This window comes from Sulfuricurvum sp. (assembly GCF_028712165.1).
Classification (GTDB): domain Bacteria; phylum Campylobacterota; class Campylobacteria; order Campylobacterales; family Sulfurimonadaceae; genus Sulfuricurvum.
Window position 1 is genome coordinate 12,045 of the sequence record NZ_JAQTQR010000029.1, and the last position, 18,902, is coordinate 30,946.

The 18,902-nt window shown below is 44.5% G+C and carries 18 protein-coding genes; all 18 read left to right on the forward strand.

All coding sequences use genetic code 11. From position 1 onward, the window contains the following. Window position 1: 1 nt before the first annotated feature. The 18 genes from soxB (at window position 2) to xseA (ending at window position 18,883) form a co-directional block, all read left to right on the forward strand. Window positions 2-1,768 (forward strand): thiosulfohydrolase SoxB, encoded by a 1,767-nt coding sequence (gene soxB / locus PHP90_RS06790; RefSeq protein WP_299927231.1) that lies wholly within the window; start codon window positions 2-4, stop codon window positions 1,766-1,768. A 34-nt stretch (window positions 1,769-1,802) separates the two neighbouring features. Next, on the forward strand, window positions 1,803-3,275 hold the full coding sequence (locus PHP90_RS06795) for an OprD family outer membrane porin (protein WP_299927234.1): 1,473 nt from the start codon (window positions 1,803-1,805) through the stop codon (window positions 3,273-3,275). A 10-nt stretch (window positions 3,276-3,285) separates the two neighbouring features. Then, the gene (locus tag PHP90_RS06800) at window positions 3,286-4,194 is read left to right on the forward strand and encodes an MBL fold metallo-hydrolase (RefSeq protein WP_299927237.1); all 909 of its coding nucleotides are present in this window, start codon (window positions 3,286-3,288) and stop codon (window positions 4,192-4,194) included. Further along, the gene (locus tag PHP90_RS06805; protein ID WP_299927240.1) at window positions 4,191-4,625 is read left to right on the forward strand and encodes a DsrE family protein; all 435 of its coding nucleotides are present in this window, start codon (window positions 4,191-4,193) and stop codon (window positions 4,623-4,625) included. The genes PHP90_RS06800 and PHP90_RS06805 overlap by 4 nt, the downstream gene beginning before the upstream one ends. Before the next feature lie 11 nt (window positions 4,626-4,636). Next, window positions 4,637-5,548 carry a DUF302 domain-containing protein gene (locus PHP90_RS06810; RefSeq protein ID WP_299927243.1) on the forward strand — a complete coding sequence of 304 codons (912 nt, stop codon included), beginning with the start codon at window positions 4,637-4,639 and terminating at the stop codon, window positions 5,546-5,548. Between the two features lie 54 nt (window positions 5,549-5,602). Then, on the forward strand, window positions 5,603-7,588 hold the full coding sequence (locus PHP90_RS06815) for a PhnD/SsuA/transferrin family substrate-binding protein (protein WP_299927245.1): 1,986 nt from the start codon (window positions 5,603-5,605) through the stop codon (window positions 7,586-7,588). A 63-nt stretch (window positions 7,589-7,651) separates the two neighbouring features. Then, entirely contained in the window at window positions 7,652-8,584 is a 933-nt protein-coding gene (locus tag PHP90_RS06820) for a DHH family phosphoesterase (RefSeq protein WP_299927247.1), read from the forward strand. Then, entirely contained in the window at window positions 8,581-9,951 is a 1,371-nt protein-coding gene (locus PHP90_RS06825; RefSeq protein WP_299927248.1) for a M23 family metallopeptidase, read from the forward strand. Before PHP90_RS06820 ends, PHP90_RS06825 begins: the two co-directional genes overlap by 4 nt. A gap of 48 nt (window positions 9,952-9,999) precedes the next feature. Continuing rightward, window positions 10,000-10,884: a UDP-3-O-acyl-N-acetylglucosamine deacetylase gene (gene lpxC, locus PHP90_RS06830; RefSeq protein WP_299927250.1), complete on the forward strand. Its 885-nt coding sequence runs from the start codon at window positions 10,000-10,002 to the stop codon at window positions 10,882-10,884. Then, window positions 10,877-11,329: a hypothetical protein gene (locus PHP90_RS06835; RefSeq protein WP_299927253.1), complete on the forward strand. Its 453-nt coding sequence runs from the start codon at window positions 10,877-10,879 to the stop codon at window positions 11,327-11,329. Before lpxC ends, PHP90_RS06835 begins: the two co-directional genes overlap by 8 nt. 9 nt (window positions 11,330-11,338) lie before the next feature. Beyond that, on the forward strand, window positions 11,339-12,220 hold the full coding sequence (thrB, locus tag PHP90_RS06840) for a homoserine kinase (RefSeq protein ID WP_299927256.1): 882 nt from the start codon (window positions 11,339-11,341) through the stop codon (window positions 12,218-12,220). Window positions 12,221-12,358: 138 nt separating this feature from the next. Next, window positions 12,359-12,583 carry a hypothetical protein gene (locus PHP90_RS14000; RefSeq protein WP_366141104.1) on the forward strand — a complete coding sequence of 75 codons (225 nt, stop codon included), beginning with the start codon at window positions 12,359-12,361 and terminating at the stop codon, window positions 12,581-12,583. After that, window positions 12,573-15,110 (forward strand): translation initiation factor IF-2, encoded by a 2,538-nt coding sequence (infB, locus tag PHP90_RS06845; RefSeq protein ID WP_299927259.1) that lies wholly within the window; start codon window positions 12,573-12,575, stop codon window positions 15,108-15,110. The genes PHP90_RS14000 and infB overlap by 11 nt, the downstream gene beginning before the upstream one ends. Beyond that, the gene (gene rbfA, locus PHP90_RS06850) at window positions 15,107-15,472 is read left to right on the forward strand and encodes a 30S ribosome-binding factor RbfA (protein WP_299927262.1); all 366 of its coding nucleotides are present in this window, start codon (window positions 15,107-15,109) and stop codon (window positions 15,470-15,472) included. The genes infB and rbfA overlap by 4 nt, the downstream gene beginning before the upstream one ends. After that, on the forward strand, window positions 15,462-15,893 hold the full coding sequence (locus tag PHP90_RS06855) for a ribosome maturation factor RimP (RefSeq protein WP_299927265.1): 432 nt from the start codon (window positions 15,462-15,464) through the stop codon (window positions 15,891-15,893). The genes rbfA and PHP90_RS06855 overlap by 11 nt, the downstream gene beginning before the upstream one ends. 26 nt (window positions 15,894-15,919) lie before the next feature. Next, complete coding sequence (gene ribD / locus PHP90_RS06860) at window positions 15,920-16,903, forward strand: bifunctional diaminohydroxyphosphoribosylaminopyrimidine deaminase/5-amino-6-(5-phosphoribosylamino)uracil reductase RibD (protein ID WP_299927268.1); 984 nt, start codon at window positions 15,920-15,922, stop codon at window positions 16,901-16,903. A gap of 8 nt (window positions 16,904-16,911) precedes the next feature. Continuing rightward, window positions 16,912-17,622 (forward strand): bifunctional demethylmenaquinone methyltransferase/2-methoxy-6-polyprenyl-1,4-benzoquinol methylase UbiE, encoded by a 711-nt coding sequence (gene ubiE, locus PHP90_RS06865; RefSeq protein WP_299927271.1) that lies wholly within the window; start codon window positions 16,912-16,914, stop codon window positions 17,620-17,622. A gap of 4 nt (window positions 17,623-17,626) precedes the next feature. After that, entirely contained in the window at window positions 17,627-18,883 is a 1,257-nt protein-coding gene (gene xseA, locus PHP90_RS06870; protein ID WP_299927274.1) for an exodeoxyribonuclease VII large subunit, read from the forward strand. The last annotated feature ends 19 nt before the right edge of the window (window positions 18,884-18,902 follow it).

An 18,902-nucleotide genomic window follows, 5' to 3' on the forward strand; every position in this document is an offset into this window, starting at 1 on the left:
TATGGACGTATCACGCAGAGATTTTTTCCATATCGCCGCTGCGTTAGGGATCGGTTTGCCGACGCTCGGCTCCGCTGCTTCAACCCCTAAACGGGCGGATGAGGTAGGATTAAAAGATATTTATTCATTCAATGCCCGCGGAAATGTGACGCTGTTGCATATCTGTGATATGCATGCACATATCAAACCGCTCTACTGGCGTGAGCCTTCGACGCTGATTTCGGCGCCGAATTTGACCGGAACACCGGGTTTTTTATGCGGTGAATCGTTTTTGAAACATTACGGCATGAAGGGCAAAACGCTTGATGCCTATTTCGACACCCACATGAATTTTGATGCTTTGGCACATAAATTCGGGAAAATGGGGGGGATTGCCCATATGAAAACCCTCATCAACCATATCAAAAAAGAGCGCGGTGCGGATAATGTTATGCTCCTCGACTCGGGTGATACCTGGCAGGGTACGGGATTGGCGCTTAAAACGACCGGTGAAGCGATCGTGAAAGCACAAAACTACCTCGGTGTTGACGTCATGGTCGGTCACTGGGAATTCACCTACGGTAAAACCCGGGTGAAAGAGCTGATTGAGATGCTGAATGCAACGTTCATCTCTCAAAATATCATCGGAGACGATTCATTTGCCGATGATTTTGAAGAGCTGATTTTCAAACCGTATACGATTCAAGAGCGGGGCGGAGCGAAGATCGGTATTATCGGTCAGTCGTTTCCGTTTACCTCTACGGCAAACCCGAAAGAGTTTACTCAAGGGTGGAGTTTTGGTCTCCGTTTGGATACCCTTCAAACGTATGTCGACAAACTTCGCAAAGAGGAAAAAGTAGACTGTGTCGTCGTGTTGTCGCATGACGGATTCAGCGTTGACCAAGAGGTTGCGCGACAAGTCAAAGGGATCGATTTCATCCTCAGCGGACATACGCATGACCCATCGCCGCAACCGACGGTTATCAACGGTACGGTCATCGTTATCGCAGGAAGTCACGGCAAATACATCGGGCGTTTGGATATCGATATCCAAAATCACCGTGTCAAAGGGTATGAGTATAAGCTGATCCCTGTTGCAGCGAACCTGATCCCTGCTGATCCGGAAGGGGTTGATTTGGTTAACTCTCTTTATGCTCCGCATGAGAAAGAGTTTAGCGAAGTACTCGGTGTGACCAAAAATATTCTGTACAAACGTGATACGTTCCATTCACCGTTCGATGAACTCATCAATGATGCGATCATCGATACGATGGATTCGGACATCTCGTTTACACCGGGATATCGATGGGGTACGACGGTGCTCGGCGGTGATGAAATCACGATGGACAGTGTTTATGATATGACGGCGATCACCTACCCGAATGTCTATACATTTGAATTGACCGGAAAACACATCCGTTCACTTCTCGAAGACATTGCCGACAACGTATTCAATCCGAACCCGCTCTATCAGCAAGGTGGAGATATGAGTCGTCTCGGCGGTGTGACCTATAGCATTAAAATCAGTGCACCGAGCGGAAAACGTATCAGCAATATTTTAGTCAAAGGGAAACCTTTGGATGATAACAAAACGTACAAAGTATCTTCATGGGGCGGTAATTTGCAAAACGCAGGAACCAATCTAAGAGATTCTCTGACCCGTCCGGTCTATGATGTGACGGCATCGTACATCCGACGTCAAAAAAATGTCAACATCGACGGTCACAGCAATGTGGATATCCTCGATTACGACTGCGGTTGTCCACGTAAAGGTTCAAAGGGCTGCTAAGCCCTGCGATATTTAAAAACTTAAGGAGTTAAGAATGAAAATGATGAAAATTAGTATGGCAGCAGCTGCCGCATGTTTATTGACAACATCGGCGTATGCCCTTAAAACAGAAGATCGCGTTCTTAAAGGGAATATGCAGGTTGAGTATACCAAAGTCCCGGGTGATGTTAACTCTATTCAAGAGATGTTAAGTAAAGGTGAGTTTTACGGACGTCTTAGATCGAATGCTTTTTGGTGGGATTGGGATAATGAAAATCATGGAGCTAAACCAACGGATGATCAGAACATGTGGGGTCTTGGTGGGAGTATGATTTATAAAACCGGATTTTTCCGCGGTGTTGCTGCTACAGTTGGTTATTATGGAACGACTAATATGGTCTCTGAGAGTACTGTAGGTACAACAAATGTAGGTAAAGCAGGTAAAGATACGTATCATACTCGTGCAGATGGTAGTGAGGGAGGTATCGGTGTTTTAGCTGAAGGTTACCTTGAATATAAAGCGGGTAAAACAGATGCAAAAGTGGGACGACAGATTATTGAAAGTACACTTTTAGCATCAAATGATACAAAAATGATTCCAAATACTTTTGAAGCTGCTGTTGTTGAAAATAAAGATATTGCAGACACTAAATTGCGTTTAGGGTATATTACACAACAAAAATTGCGAGATCACCAAAACTTTCATAGTATTCTAGCATATCAAAAACGTGATGAAAATGATGATTCAGCTGGTCATGCAGGACTTTCACTTGCTAATATTGCAGCTGCCGGTGCAGATGCCAATCCTGATATGATTTTTGTAACAGCTGAAAATAAATCACTAAAAGGTTTAAAACTTAATGGTGACTATTACAATATCAATGGATATTTTTCAACAGTTGTTGCTGAGGCAAATTATCAAATTGCTTTAGGTAGCGATTGGAAATTGACACCGGGTGTTCGTTACCTCAAACAAATGGATGATGGTGCTGGAGCAATTGGTGGTCCATCTTTGACTGGAAAAATTACAGCGGGCAAAGGTTATTCTAATATCAATAGTGTTGATGCTAGTATGTGGGCAGCACGTTTAGTATTGGAAAATGGACCATTGTCAATGATGGCAGGATATTCAGCGGTAGCAGATAATGCAGATATTATTGCACCTTGGCGTGGGTTCCCTACGGGCGGATATACCCGTTCAATGGCACAATACAACTGGATGTCAAATACGAAAACATGGATGCTACAAACATCATATGATTTCAATAAAGCGGGATTGGTTCCTGGGCTTAAACTCTCAGCTGATTATGCGGATATGAATTATGATGATGCAAAGATTTTGGCTAAAACAGTTGCTTATACAGACCGCACTATTTTCCATGTGGATGCGATCCAAAGCTTTAAAGCAATTCCAAATGCTGAATTTAAACTCCGTTTCGCAACTGTAAATGCGGATAAAAAACCGGCAGATACAAAAGATTACGATTCATACAACGAATATCGCTTCGAGATGAACTACCTCTTTTAAGGGATAAGGGATGCGATTTTTATTGCCTTTATGTATCTTCGTAATGGGTCTCAGTGCGTATGAACTGCCGCTGACACCTAAACAGATCACTCCAGAGGTGACCTGTTTTTTCGGTAAACCGGAAGCGATGAATAAAAGTAATAACGGCAATATGGTCAACACCTGTTATCTCAATACTGCGAAGGGCTACGTCGTCATCGACAGCGGCTCTTCATACAATTATGCGGCATCGGCATACAAAAAGATGCAAGCGATCAAACCGTTACCGATTACATTGGTAGTTAACACGCATGTTCATGACGATCATTGGCTCGGGAACGGGTTTTTCACCCAAATGGGAGTTAGAGTTTTGGGTTCGGATGATTTCAACGTGAACGCGGATACGCGTGAGCCGACTCGAATGCAAACCTATATCTCTCCCGAAGCGTATGCTAAAACGGTTCCGACACTGCCATCTGAAATAATCACAGCGGATGAAAATCTGAGTGTCGGAGATCAGATTCTAGAATTTCATTTTATGAAACAGCGGGCGCACACTGCCAAAGATATGGTACTATTTGTTCCAAAAGCTCAGGTTCTGTTTGCCGGAGATCTCGTATTTAACGATCGTGTTCCCTCACTCAAAGGAGGAGATATCAACGGTTGGATTGCAGCACTGGATGAGCTAAAAAGCTACGGTGCCAAAACGATTGTCGGAGGTCACGGATATCGAACCGATAAAGATGCGATGACTATGACTTATGCGTATTTGAGTGAAATGCGCAGTGAAATCCGAAAAGCTCTTGATGAGGGACTCGGAATAGAAGAGACAATCGACAAGGTTAAAATGCCGGCTTTTCAATCGTTGCATATGTACGATTCAATGCACCGAGGGAATGTAGAAGCAGCGTATCGCACGTTGGAATGGGAGCAAAAATGAAAAAAATAGTGATCTTGTTTTTAGTGTTGGCGTGTGCAGCGTTTGCGGATACCCGCTTGGCTGAGCCGATACCGTCAATAGACAAACCCAGAGAGGTTGTTTTAGGGGTGAGTTCGGGTGATGATGAGACGATTCAACATGTACTCAGTACCGCGAACAATGTCTTAAAATTTTACGGTCCGGAAAAAGTTCATATGCGCATTGTGGCATATTATCACGGTATACGTACCGTCTTGAAAAGAGAGAAAGAGTTCGCCCCGCGTGTTGATGCACTTCAGCAATACGGAGTCGAATTTGTTGCGTGCGGAAATACCATGCGGACGAAAAATATTCAACCCTCAGAATTGATCGACGGGGTTGAGATTGTCAGTGCCGGTATCGCTGAAATTATTGAGCGTTCCGCTGAGGGCGCTGTTTATATCCATCCATAAGGAGTTTTATTATGAAAGCAATTGTATTAGTAGTTTTAGCAGGGTTCTTGTCCCTATTTGGCGGTGATTTACACCTATTCAGTGCTCCGAATGCCGATGGGAAACTCACCCCGACAATGATTGAAAAAGCATTTGAAGGCAACGGTTTTGTGATAGCGGCAGACTCAGAGATGACGGGGCCGTTTACAAAGCAGTTCGGTGGCAGTGATTTTGCCGTTTTTAACCTGATGACGGTCATCCCTAAAAAAGAGGCGGCGTCTTTGGTTAAAACCCATCCGGACGGCGGTATTTTTGTACCGATGGGCGTCGGTATTTATCAGCGTAAAGGGGAAAGTGATTTGCATGTTTCGGTTTTGACTGCCGATGCGATGCAAAAAATCGCCGGATTTAAAGCACCTGAATTTGCTGTGATCGAGAAAAAAGTTTTTGCAACGCTAAAAACCGTTCTTCCGAAAACGACAAAACAGACCTTGAGCGGCACTTCTTTACCGGCTGAGGAGAAATTACTAACTCGATTTGTGAAAAAAACTGATATCACAAATTGGCAAAGCGATAAAGACGATACAGAGATGATGCTCGAAGAGGGGCTTAAACCTGCAGGATTTGTCTTGTCTAACTTTACCGATTATCAGTTCATGTTAACCGAGAACGGGGATGAGAGTCCGTTTAGTTTTTACGATACCTACTCTATCTGTAAACTCAAAGTAATCTATACGGTAGCTAAAACCCGTCCGGAAGCTGCAGCATTTGCACCGTGTACACTGATGGTCTATAAGAAAAAAGATGCAGGAGAGATCGTTATGGGATTCCCTGGGGTTTATAACTGGATGAGCAGTGCACGGGTAGAAGATGCCGAAGCAAAAGAAGTGTTAAAACAGGCTCAAAAAGACTTTGAAGGGGTACTTCAAAGTACGGTGGAATAATTTAACTATTTCTTAATACTTTTCTTCTTATACTGTGCGCAACTGAGGTATAAGATGAACAAAATCTTTATTAGTGTCTTTTTTACCCTTTTAACTTTTATTGTACCGGTTTATGCTTCATCCGTTTCTGCGGAGAAGCATCAAGTAGTTATTGGTGTTTTGGCTTTTCGTTCCAAAGAAGACACCTTAAATGAATGGACACCGCTCGCTCATTATTTAGATAAAAAAATCCCTTCCCGCACTTTTATAATCAAGCCCTTCAGTTATAAAGAATTCAATGAAGCTGTTGCTAAAAAAGAGCTCGATTTCGCCTTTACCAATCCGGAACATTACGTTTATTTTTCGGCATTGTACGATGCAACAAGGATTGCAACCCTAATTCGTGCAAATGTCGGCGGGAATGAACTAAAAGAGTTTGGCGGTGTCATCATATCTCGAAGCGATAGGAAGGACATTAATAGATTAGAAGATTTAAATGATAAAGATATCGCCGCCGTCGATAAACTCTCCTTGGGCGGATATTTGGCTCAAAGCAATGTTTTGCTCTCAAAAGGAATTGATATATCCCGAAGTGCCAAAGTAACATTTACCGATATGCCGCATGACAAAGTTGTTTATATTGTTGAAAGCGGTTCTGCAGATGCCGGATTTATCCGTACCGGTGTTTTGGAAAAGATGGCAAAAGAGGGAAAAATCGACCGGAATGATTTTAAAATCATCAATCCCCAAAATATCAAAGGTTTCCCCCAAGCACTCTCTACTCAGCTCTACCCGGAATGGCCGTTTGTAGCGTTCAAAGAGACCGATCCCGAATTGGCCAATCAGGTAGCGGTTGCCTTGCTCTCGCTTCCGCGTGGCTCTGAAATACCGAAAAATGCCGGTTATTACGGTTGGAGTATTCCTCTTGCCTATGAGGGAATACGGGCAATTATGGAAGAGATGAAAGTTCCCCCCTTTGATAAAGCCCCGGTTTTTACCGTTAATGACGTTATCCGAAAATATGCATTGAGTATTATTGTGCTACTGGGGACATTGAGTGCAATATTGCTTTTTTTAGCGTACCGATTGCGCAAACTGGCTAAAACACTCAAAAAAGAGTCGCAGGCACTGCAAGAGCAGATAGTTATCCGTGAAGAGGCGCAAAAATATCTTAGACGGATTGCCAATGTTTTTCATAATTCCCGGGAGGGGATTATAATCACCGATGCATCCAAGATCATTATCGATGTGAATGAAGCATTTTGTGTATTGACAGGCTATAGCAAAGAAGATGTAATAGGACAAAAACCGATGATTTTGCGTTCCGGACGGCACAGTCCATTTTTTTACGCGCAAATAGATCAAGCGCTTGAGAGGGAGGGGTCATGGCGCGGTGAGATATGGAATAAGAAAAAAAGCGGCCAGGAATATGCCGAATTCTTACGTATTGATTCCGTACGCAATACGGATGGTGATATTGAAAATTATATCGGTATCTTCAGCGATGTAACCGAGCATAAAAAACAAGAAGAACAGCTGCACCGTTTGGTCAATTATGATCCTCTGACCAATCTCCCTAACCGTCATATGTACATGACTTTGGCAGAACAAATGCTCGCTTTTTCGAAACGCAAAGGCTCCAAAGCAATTGTGGCTTTTTTGGATTTAGACGGATTTAAACAGGTTAACGACGGCTACGGGCATGCTATGGGAGATCGAATTTTACAAAAAGCGGGGGCATGTTTGGCTCAACAGCTGCGGCAAAGTGATATTATCGCCCGTATCGGAGGAGATGAATTTGTTATTCTGTTAAGCGATATTAACAGTAAAGACGCTCATGAACTTTTAGAACGGATACTCGAAGCATTGAAAGAGCCGATTGAGGTTGACGGTATTACGATCACTATCGGAGTCAGTATCGGTGCCACCTTATTCCCGGATGATTGTGAAGAGATCGATATTCTTCTTCGTCACGCCGATGCAGCTATGTATCGATCCAAAGAGATGGGACGCAACCGTATCACCTATTATACTTCTGAAGATTTCAAGTTTACTATTTAACTAGGAAACAGATGGGTTAAACCATGCTATAATCGCCCCCCTAAATGCTTTGGAGGGGTTTGTATGCCGCTTACACTGATCGATTCAGCCCGTCATATCGTATTGATCGTACATAAAAATCCTGATGCCGATTCTTTGGGTTCGGCATGCGCTTTTTATTCGTATCTGCTTCGCAGCCAAAAAAAAATCACCCTTTTTTGCGTTTCGGACAACATAAATCAAAATCTCGCTTTTTTGCCGTGGTTTGATAAGTTGAGCAACCGTTTTCCCGAAGATGCGGACTGTATGGTCAGTTTTGATTGCGGCAGTTATGAACGGCTGGGGATAAACAAATCGTTGCCGCTTATCAATATCGATCACCACATCAGCAATGATGATTTCGGTACCTACAATATCGTCGATACTTCGGCTATCAGTACAACTGAAGTGGTTTATGATTTTTTTGTTGCCAACAGTATAAAAATCAATGGTAAAATGGCGCTTTCGCTTTACGCGGGACTGATGGATGATTCTAAATGTTTTAGTGCGCCAAAATGCAGTGCCAAAACGTTTTCAATGGCGCATGATCTTATTGAGTTGGGTGCAGAGCACGCATTGTGCATCGAGTGGCTTTATCACCGCCGATCGCTCGCATCGCTTCGAATACGCGGTGCACTTATGAAGCAGATGAAACTCTTGGCAGACGGGCAATTAGCCCTTTTCGAAGTACCACTCTCTCTTCTAGAAGAGACAGGTGCTGATGTCGCTGAATGTAAAAGAGTGGTAGAAGATGCATTGGGGATACGCAGTGTTCGTGCCGCAATGATTCAAATCGAACACCCTCGCGGAGGATTAAAACTCTCGTTGCGTACCGATGGAACCATTGATGCTTCGAAAATTATGGGTCATTTTGGCGGCGGTGGGCATGTACACCGAGCAGGAACGCATTTAGAACAGGGAAATTTTGTAGAGCTCGTAGAGAGTATGACGATGATGATAAAAAAGGGGTTTGAGTGAGAAGAGGTCGAAACGGTTCAGGAATTATTGGATGGATATTGGTGGTTTTAGTATTAGGAGCCGTTGGATTTATGGGCTTTTCGCCGAAGTTTGAGCGTCAAGCTCCGCAAGTTACCATTTCTCAGGATGGGTATTGGAATTTCAGAGATCCTATTCATGTGAGTGTTGAGGACAGAAGCGGGCTCAAATCGTTTAAAGCGACCATCTCAACGCCACATGATGAATGGGTAGTCGTTGAAGACAATACACCGTCTCATGAGGCAAAAAGAACATTTGATATTCTTCCTCCTAAAGGGGTTCGTCGTGTTGAATCAACATCCGTAACCCTCACCATTAAAGCGACAGACAACAGTTTATGGGGTCTTTTCATGGGGAATACTTTTAAACAAGAGTATACCCTTGTCATCGATCAACGCCAGCCGACCCTTGCGATTATCGGCAACTCTTATAAAATTCAAAAGGGGGGGACGGCAATTGTTATCTTTAAAGCCGAAGATGCCCATCTGCAAAGCCTGAAAATCGAAACCAATTTCGGCAAGACGTTCATTGCTCAACCGTTTGTGAAAGAGGGATATTACGCCTCATTGGTTGCATGGCCGGTGCAAGCAGAAAGTTTCAGTGCTACCGTTGTAGCGCGTGACAGTGCCGGAAATGTGGCTAAAAGCACAGTGCCTCTTCGTCTTAAAGATCATGTATACCGTACATCGAATATTGAACTCAGCGATGCGTTCTTAGAAGGCAAGATTGCAGAACTGGCCAATACCTATGATCAAACCGCAGGGGTAACCGATCGATTGGAACAATTTAAAATTATCAATGAAAAAGTGCGTGCGGATAACGAAAAAATCATCCATGATGTCACTTCAAAAGTATCCGATACTATGATTACCGATTTTAATCCTCAACCTTTTTATCCGTTGGTAAACGGTCAGAAAGTTGCCGATTTCGGTGATCACCGTATTTACAGCTACAAAGGGCAGCAAAACATTTCGTCAGCTTATCATATGGGATTGGATTTGGCCAGTGTCCATATGGGATCAATCATCGCTTCTAACGGAGGGAAAACGGTTTTTGCACAGCCTAACGGAATCTATGGGAATTTGCCGATTATAGACCATGGATTCGGCTTGTACACTCTTTACGGGCACTGCTCGGAATTACATGTACAAGAAGGCGATAGCGTCAATGCCGGACAAGAGATCGCTAAAACCGGTCTTAGCGGCTATGCGATGGGCGATCACCTTCATTTCGGTGTCTTGGTACAGGGGATTGAAGTTCGTCCGGAAGAGTGGATGGATACTAAATGGATCCATGACAATATTACCGATGTCATTGAGAGTGCCAAGGTTATTATTAACCAACACTGAAACACGGTATAATTATAGTAAGTTGAACGAGCTAAGGGAAATACGAATATGTTGCAAACAACGATAGGTAAAAGTGTCGAACTCGTAGGTATCGGTTTGCACCGAGGCTCGCCTGTTAAATTACGCCTCGAACCGTTAGGGGTAAACAGCGGTATCGTCTTTTATCGCAGTGATGCCGGAGTATCGATCCCTCTACTCCCTGCCAATGTCGTCGATACCAAAATGGCTACCGTAATCGGTAAAGACGGGGTGACCATTTCTACGATTGAACATATGCTCTCAGCGATTTATGCGTATGGGATCGATAACCTCCGTGTCATCGTGGATGCAGATGAAGTTCCTGTAATGGACGGTTCTTCAATGAGTTTCTGTATGCTTCTCGAAGAGGCAGGGATTGTACAGCAAGACAGTGCCAAAAAAATTATGCGAATCAAAAAAGAGGTCATCGTCCAAGAGGGAGACAAGTATGTCAAGCTGATCCCCTCAAATGACATGAATTACGATTTTACGATCAAATTTCAACACCCTGTTATCGATAAACAGAGCTATATTCTGAAGTTTACGAAAGAAAACTACAAAAAAGAGATTGCACGTGCACGTACTTTCGGATTTGTACACGAAGTGCAGTATCTCCGCTCGAAAGGGCTCGCTTTAGGCGGAAGCTTGGAAAATGCGGTCGTCTTAGACGATAAAAAAGTCCTTAATCCCGAAGGATTGCGTTTCGGCGATGAATTTGTACGACATAAAATTCTCGATGCGATCGGGGATATGTCACTCATCGGGATGAACTTTATCGGCAATTATGAAGCGTTCGCAGGGAGTCATGATCTAAATCACAAATTGACGCTCGAACTTCTCAAAGACCCTGCCAATTACGAAATCGTCGAGCTCGCTACCGCTGAGTCAAAAGAGTTGGCAAAAGCGTATGCATGATGCCCTCGTTATCGCACTCAGCTCTCCGGTTCTCGTCGGTATCTACAAAGACGGACAGTTAGTCGAAGAGATAAAAAGCGAGGGGATGAGTTCGGACGTATTGGCAGAGATTTTTGATTCGCTGCTGAAGCGTTACACTTTTTCCACGTTTATTTATGCCAAGGGTCCCGGAAGTTTTATGGGGATCAAGGTCACCTATCTTTTTCTAAAAACTCTCAGTATTACGAAAAAAATCCCCCTTTTAGCATGTGATGCTTTCTTTTTTAACCAAAACAGCCCCATCAAAGCAGTTGGAAAGCTCTATTTTGTTAAAAATAGCTCTACAATTGAGGTGGTTCCGTTAAACTCTCCGGAGATTATCGGATATGAGCTCCCCAAAAATATCGATTTAGAAAAATTTGATTCGGACAATCTCCCTTTTTATGGGATTGATGCCGTAGGATAAGGAAGTTATTTGTTTGTCAGTGTACCCGCAACAAGTGCTAATTTAGGACCGGGATTCGATTCCTTAGGGCTTGCCGTTGATTTACGCAACCAAGTCGAATTGGTACCGTCTCGTTTTTTTGCCGTTTCGATCAAAGGGGAAGGGGAAAATAACCCCCGTCTCAAGGGGAACAACCTGTTCGTCTCAATTTTTAACGAACACTATCGTCGTTTGACTCAAAAACGACAAAACTTCAAATTTACGTTCTACAACCAAATCCCGATGTCACGAGGGCTGGGAAGCTCATCGGCCGTTATTGTCAGTGCCATCAGCTGTGCGCATGAAGCGGCAGGCGTCAAAGTATCCAAGCGTCGTATCCTCAATCATGCACTTGTGTATGAGTCTCATCCCGATAACATTACACCGGCAGTGATGGGAGGCTTTAATTCGGCGATGGTAGAAAAACAAAAAGTATTCTCTCAGCAAAAACATCTTCCCGATTATCTCAAAGCGGTTGTCGTTATACCGAACAAACCGATTTCAACTGCCAAATCACGAACAACTCTTCCAAAATCGTACAGCAAAGAAAATGCGGTCTTCAACCTTTCCCACACAGCGGTGACGGTAGGGGCATTTTTTAATGAAGATTGGGAGATGCTTCGCCTGGCTACTCAGGACCGGTTTCACCAAAAAGTACGGATGAAAATGCTGCCTGAATTGTTTGCTGTCCAAAAAATGGCTTATGAAAACGGTGCGTTGATGTCTACTCTCTCAGGGAGCGGATCGACATTTTTCAATATGGTATACGATCAAGATGCCCAAATGCTTGCCGATAAATTCAAAGCGGAATTTACTGATTTCGAGGTCAAGATTTTAGGCTTCGACAACGATGGACTTATTGTCGAACGGTAAATAGCGAAGCGTGGGCACTCTGCTTAAGAGAACTCAGTATTGGCGTAGCCAAGGGGTCTTTGCCCCGTTGGCGTTAAACAATGAAAATAAAAGAAAGTATTGGATATAATGGCGCAAAAGTTACATCAGCCTATACGCATGTGCGTGGTTTGTCGTGAGCGCTTCGCTCAATCTGCACTTTTACGCCTTCAATGTCGCAATGGGTTTTTGGAACCTTATGCTCATGTTGGGAGAAGTTTTTATATGTGCCGATCCTGTATCGACCATAAGAAGACTCCGGGTCAACTGGCTCGTCAATGTAAAAACGGCGCAACTGTAGCGCTAATGAATCGGTTAAAGGAGATCATCGTTAATGATGGATAAAGTTAGAGTTCATGAAATTGCCAAAGAGCTTGGTATCAATTCAAAAGAGGTAGTGGATAAAGCAGCCGCAATGGGGCTCAATGTAAAAACTGCCTCGAGTTCGGTATCAATCGAAGAAGCTGAGCAAATCATGAACTATATCATGAGCGGGGCGTCTACGGAAAATACGGCACCCAAGTCTTCTACCAAGTCAGCTTCTGTAGATGAAGTTCCTGCCGATGTCACTCCGGTTGAAGAAAAAGTACAGGCCGCAGCTCCGGCAGTAGAGATAAAAAGTGAAGTCTCAGCAGAAGTAGTAGTGGTTGAAGAAGCTCCAAAACGTTCAGGGCTAAAGATTGTCAAGAAAAAACGTCCGGTAGAAGAAGAAATTGTCGTTGCTCCTGTTCGCCATGAGAGTACACATGTATCCAGCTACGGAAAACTGAGTGAGCAGGCGCAACGTGAGTTGGAAGCAAAGCGTGCGAAAAAAGCTCAAAGCAATAGCGGACCGGTTCAGAAAAAAGATCAAGGTGTTCGTCTTGATATCTTCGGCGGCGGAATTTCCGATATCTCAATGGATTATGAAGAAGATCAAGTCGTATTGATGGACTTCAATGATTTGGGTGCAAAAGTTGAACCTGAAGAGGAACAAAAACCGAAAGAGAAAAAACCGATCGGTCGTAATGCCGGTAAAAAACAGGGTGCTAATCGAAATAAACCTCGTCAAGTTTCCCGTGAAGCACGTAAACGCTATACGAAAGATGCAAAAGAAGACGAAGTGATTACTCACGTTGAAATCGCAGAAGACGTTCGTGTCTATGAATTTGCCGAAAAAGTAGGACAAAGTATTTCTGCGGTTATTAAAGTCCTTTTCGACCTAGGGATGATGGTTACCAAAAATGACTTCCTTGGTAAAGATGAAATCGAAATTTTGGCAAGCGAGTTCGGTGTTGAAGTCACTACGGTCGATCCGAAAGATGCCTTTAATCTTGAGACGGCATACGATGAAGCGCACGAAGACAGCGAAGGTGCGGTAGAACGTCCTCCGGTTATTACCATTATGGGTCACGTTGACCACGGTAAAACATCTCTCCTTGATGCAATCCGTAATGCCAAAGTTGCTCACGGTGAAGCAGGGGGTATTACTCAGCATATCGGTGCTTACTCGGTAGAGCAAAAAGGTAAATTGATTACGTTCTTGGATACTCCGGGGCATGAAGCGTTTAGTGCTATGCGTTCACGCGGTGCGCAATTGACCGATATTATCGTTATCGTTGTTGCAGCGGATGATGGGGTTAAACCTCAAACCCGTGAATCGGTAAAACATGCACAAGATGCAAAAGTACCGGTTATCGTTGCGGTCAATAAAATGGATAAGCCGGGTGCAAATCCGGATATGGTCAAAGCTCAAATGGCCGAGCTTGGTCTTAACCCTATAGAGTGGGGTGGAGATGTCGAGTTTGTCGGTGTTTCTGCGAAAGCGATGACCGGTATTGATGAGCTGTTAGAAGCGATCTTGCTCCAATCCGAAGTGATGGAACTCAAAGCGAACCCAACCGTAATGGCAAAAGCGGTAGTTGTTGAAAGTACCCTTGAAAAAGGTCGTGGACCGGTTGCTACGGTAATCGTTCAAAACGGAACCCTTCATGTTGGAGATAACATTGTGTGCGGTGGTGCTTATGGACGCGTTCGAGCATTGATCAATGACCGTAAAGCACAACTTCAACAAATCGGACCGAGCCAAACAGCGGTAGTCGTCGGTTTGAGCGACGTACCGCCGTCGGGTGAAGTAATGATGGCGATGGAAAGTGATCGTGAAGCGCGTGAAGTAGCACAAAAACGGGCTGAGTACGATCGTCATCGTGAACTTTCATTGAGCACCAAAGCGTCATTCGATGATTTGACCTCGTTGATTGCCGAAGGTCGTATCAAAGCGCTTAAAGTGGTTCTTAAAACCGACGTTCACGGTTCTCTTGAAGCGATTAAATCCGCTCTTGCAGAATTGCGCAATGAAGAGGTTAAAGTTGAAGTGATCTCCAGCGGTGTCGGCGGTATTACCGAAAACGACGTTGCTTTGGTCAACAACAGTGAAAACTGTGCTCTACTTGGATTCAATGTTCGTCCTACCGGTAATGTCAATGCTATGGCAAAACAAATGGGTGTAGAGATTAAGACCTATTCTATTATTTATCAATTGATCGACGATGTTAAATTGTTGCTCGGCGGTATGATGGCTCCTCAATTCCGTGAAGAGAATACGGGTCAAGCCGAAGTTCGTGACACGTTCCCAATGCCGCGCGGTACCGGAACAATTGCCGGATGTGTGGTTGTTGACGGTAAACTCGTACGCGGCGGAATGGTTCGTGTTATTCGTGAAGGTGTTGTTATCCATGAGGGTGATCTTACCTCTCTCCGTCGTTTCAAAGACGACGTCAAAGAGGTTGGTAAAGGACTCGATTGTGGAGTTGTCCTCAATGGTTACACCGACGTTAAAGTGGGTGACGTAATCGAAACCTTCAAAAAAATTGAGACTAAAGTAACTCTGTGACACCGGCACAAATTAAAATCAAACGAACGGAGTCGATTCTCAAAGAATTGATTCCTGAAGCCATCAGCCAACTCTCTGATGCGCGCGTGCGTGAAGTGGATGTCATTGATGTCCATTGTTCGCGTGGCCGGAGTGATGCTAAAGTGTATCTCGATCCGCACGATTATACTCCTCAAGAGCAAGCGGTTTTTTTAAAACTGCTCGAAAAAGCCCGTCCGATTATCGAAGAACATTGTATGAAAGATCAAGGGTGGTTCCGCAGCCCGCGTATGACCTTCGTCTTTGACGATACCCTCAAACGCAGTCAAAATATCGAGGCGTTATTCGCCCAAATCGCCAAGGAGAAAAAAGATGAGTCTTGAGAGCGACATCAAAAAAATGGTCGAATCAATCGGCTTGTCATTGTATGATACAGCCATTTTCAATGAAAATGAAAATACAATTTTCCGTGTAAGCGTTACTGCTCCGGGCGGTGTGACATTGGATAAATGCGTTGAAGCGACCCATCTGATTTCCCCATTACTGGACGTTACATCACCTGTCAGCGGTGACTATCGTTTGGAAGTGAGTTCTCCCGGGATTGAGCGCAAACTCAAAACATTGGAGCACTTTGTCCAGTCGGTAGGTGAAAAAGTTGCTTTGAGTACTATTTCAAAAGAAAAATATGAGGGTGAAATGGTCGGCGTTGAAAATGACGAGATCATCCTAAATACCAAAGAAGATGGCGAAAAACGAATCCCTTTCCGCTCGATCAGCAAGGCCAAAACCTACTTCGAGTGGTAATGAATACCGCTGTCATACACCATGCTATGAAACTCGCGCTCGAAGCAGCGTGGGACTATCAACTCCTCACTTTTCCTAACCCTGCCGTCGGTGCTGCCTGTATTTCCGAAAACGGCACAATACTATCCGTAGGCGCCCATAAAATTGCAGGCGGTCCTCATGCCGAAGTCTATGCTCTACGTGATGCCTATACTGCTTTAAGCGGCGATGTGTCGATAGCAAATTCGGACGATTCTCACCACATACACGAATACTTGCGTACCCACCACAATAACCTCTTTAAAACACTCACAATGGCGGTGACATTGGAACCGTGTTCTCACAGCGGAAAAACCCCTTCATGTGCTTTATTGGTTCGTGATTTAGGGATAAAATCTCTTTTTATCAGCTATAAAGACCCCAATCCGGCTGCGGCCGGCGGTGGCGAAATAGTGAGTGCATCAGGGGCAGAATGCGTTTTTGGGGTCATGGAAGCAGAGGGGCAAAAACTGTTGGAGCCATTTTTAAAATGGCAGCAAGATCCTTTTGTGTTTTTCAAATGGGCACAGCGGCTTGATGGGACGATCGATAACGGAACGATCAGTTCTGCCGTTTCACGTACACATATGCATGCATTGCGTGATAAATGCGACTTGATTGTCATCGGCGGAAATACGGTACGGGCTGATCGACCGACACTGGATGCACGGTTGGTGGGCGGCAAAGCTCCCGATGTATTGATCTATTCCCGTGAGGGGGAATTTGACCGAACGATCCCTCTTTTTAATATTCCCAACCGAAACGTGTTTATTGCATCTGATTTTGAACCGATTCGTCATTATCGTTTAGTAATGATCGAAGGGGGCGCAGGGATGTTCCAGGCAAGTCACACTGTAAGTGATTGGTATCTCAGTTACATTGCACCCAAAATCGGAGGCGGTTCACAAACTCTTGGAACCGTTACAGAGGATTTTGAGGTACTGCACGCTAAAATCACCGATAATATTATCCTTTGGATGAAGAAAAAATAGGAACGTTTATGACCAAGCAAGAAAAAATCGTATCGATGTTCAATGATATTGCCCCAACGTATGACCGAGCCAATCGAGTCCTGAGCATGGGTGTCGATACCTTTTGGCGTCGAAAAGCATGCGATTTGGCATTTGGTTATTGTTCTACTGATACTGTCGATTCTATTGTCGATGTAGCATGCGGAACCGGAGATATGATGGGATATTGGGATCGTCGCGCAAAGAGAGCAAGAATAAATGTAAAAGAGATTGTCGGTGTCGATCCTTCCGAAGGGATGGTCGGTGTCGGACGGGAAAAATTTCCGCAGATGTCGTTTCATATTGCCCCGGCAACCGAGCTTCCAAAAGGTGACGGTTCGGCAGATATTATCAGTATTTCATACGGTATCCGCAATGTAGTCGAACGACAAGCGGGATTGGGTGAATTTAACCGTGTCCTCAAACCGGGCGGATTAGTCGTGATCCTCGAATTCATGAAAAATGAAAATCCCTCTGCTCTTGGAAAAGTACGTGATTGGTATATGAACAATGTCCTCCCTCGAATCGGTGGATTGATCTCTAGCAACTATGAAGCGTATCGTTATTTACCAGATTCCATCGAGGGGTTTCTGACTGTGGCTAAAATGAAAGCCGAACTCGAAGAAGCGGGTTTTGAAATGCTTTATACCAAAAGTTTTTCGATGGATATTTCGACCTTGATGATTGCCCGTAAAAAGTAATCCTATGGCCTCTACACTTAGTGTCTCTGCTCTGAATGAACAGATCAAGATACTCCTCGAAACCTCATTTGAATTTGTCAGCGTCGAGGGGGAACTCTCCCGTGTCACCAAACACGGCAGCGGACATATCTATTTCACCCTCAAAGACAATGAATCCGCGATCAAATGTGTTATGTTCAAAGGCAACGCCGCACGTTTGAAGTTCTCTCTCGAAGAGGGGGCTCATATCATTTTGCATGGGGCCCTCAGCCTCTATAAACCGCGCGGTGAGTATCAGATCAATGCATTCAGTGCCGAACCTTACGGTGCGGGGGCATTGGCCGTAGCGTTCGAGCAATTGAAACAAAAGTTAGAAGCAAAAGGGTACTTCGACCCTTCACGTAAAAAATCCTTCCCAAAATTTCCCCAAACAATTGTACTGGTGACCTCTGCAACGGGTGCGGCATTGCAGGATATGCAGCGGGTGGCTATGAGCCGTTGGCCGTTGGTCAAGCTCGTTGTTCTGGATGTTTTGGTTCAGGGAGCCAGCGCAGCGGGACAGATTGCCGATGCGTTGCGTTATGCCGATACGCTAAATGTGGATGCGGTCGTTGTCGGGCGCGGTGGCGGAAGCATCGAAGATTTGTGGCCGTTTAACGAAGAGATCGTCGCCGATGCGATTTTTGCGATGCAGACTCCCGTAATGTCGGCAGTAGGTCATGAGATCGACTGGGTGATCAGCGACTATGTTTCCGATATGCGCGCTCCGACTCCGAGTGCCGCGATGCAGATGCTCCTCCCCGATCAAAATGAGCTGTTTCAAAGCATCGATGAAATTCGATACAGTGCGTACGGTATGGTGGCTCAGAGATTGGAGCGCAAACGCGAACAGCTCCTATCGATGCAAGAGGCGTTTAAACGTCACGGTGTTGAACATCGTTTAGAGGTTCAGAGAGAACTCATCAAAGAGCTAAGAGAGCGTTTGGATCGTCAGATGGCACAACGGATAGAGCAAAGCCGACGCGAGCTTACTCCGCTGATGGAGAGGCTAACCCAGAGCATCGAATCGACACTGCGTCAGAAGCAGTTTATGATTACTCAATTAACTGAAGGGTTTACAGCCAATCATCCCAAAAATAAAAATAAAAGCGGATTTGCACAGATTGCCCGTGAAGGGAAAGTGATCGATTTGGATGTATTGAGCGTCGGAGATCAGTTTGATGCGATGAATGATAAAAAGGTTGTGCGGGCGGAAGTGATAAACATTGAAAGTACAATATAATTATAAAAAATATTCTACT